The sequence below is a fragment of the Psychrobacter sp. 1U2 genome, from assembly GCF_051847575.1.
Window position 1 is genome coordinate 1 of record NZ_JBPYDC010000917.1, and the last position, 775, is coordinate 775.

At 44.5% G+C, this 775-nt stretch carries 1 protein-coding gene; it reads right to left on the reverse strand.

Annotation, left to right across the window (positions count from 1 at the left end):
* Nucleotides 1–64: 64 nt before the first annotated feature.
* Nucleotides 65–775 (reverse strand): PDZ domain-containing protein (locus ACS8FD_RS19525; protein WP_439277083.1); only part of this gene is annotated, 711 nt, incomplete at its 5' end.

A 775-nucleotide genomic window follows, 5' to 3' on the forward strand; every position in this document is an offset into this window, starting at 1 on the left:
TTGTTATATGGTCGAGATAATGGTGGTTAGAGCAAACCGTATTATTTAAATACCATCAAATCCCTTAGAACTGCTGACGAATCGTAATCACTTGCTCTCCACGTTTTACTTCAATCTGAGCTTCGCCTGATTGTTGTACTTGCTTTAACAAACCAGCGTCTTGTGTAGGATCACTACCGATGTTTTGGCCATTTACCTTAAGTACTCGATCGCCCGGCTCTAACCCCAATCGATTACGTATTCCAGCTGGCATTGCAGCGGTGACTTGATAGCCTTCACCAGCTGCCATCACCCCCATGCGACTCAAATAACTGGCTGGACTGTCTTGTAATGCAGTGACAGCTTCATCAATAGCTGAGCTTGAGCTGGCTGCACCATTGCTATCATTTGTAGAATCACTGTCTGTTGAGTCATTGTCAGAGCCATCATTGGAGCTAGTAGCCGCATTGACAACATTGTCATTCGGTATTGCATTAGGTAATGGCATCGGCTGCAAGTCATCGACCGGTTCATTACTTGGCAAGCGCTGATTACTTACATTCCCTGCTATCATATCGCTTTGATCAAGTGGCATAGAGTCCGCCATGCTAATGACTGTCTCCCTGCCACTAGCATCAGCAATAACGACAGCGTTCCAATCGACAGCAACCAGTATATACCCGCTGTCTTGCAAGCTTTCATTAATACGGTAATTTTTAACTTCGCCCTCTACATCCAATAATGCAGATGACATACTCTCTGGTATCGCCAATAGCACCCCTTTTAAATTTACATT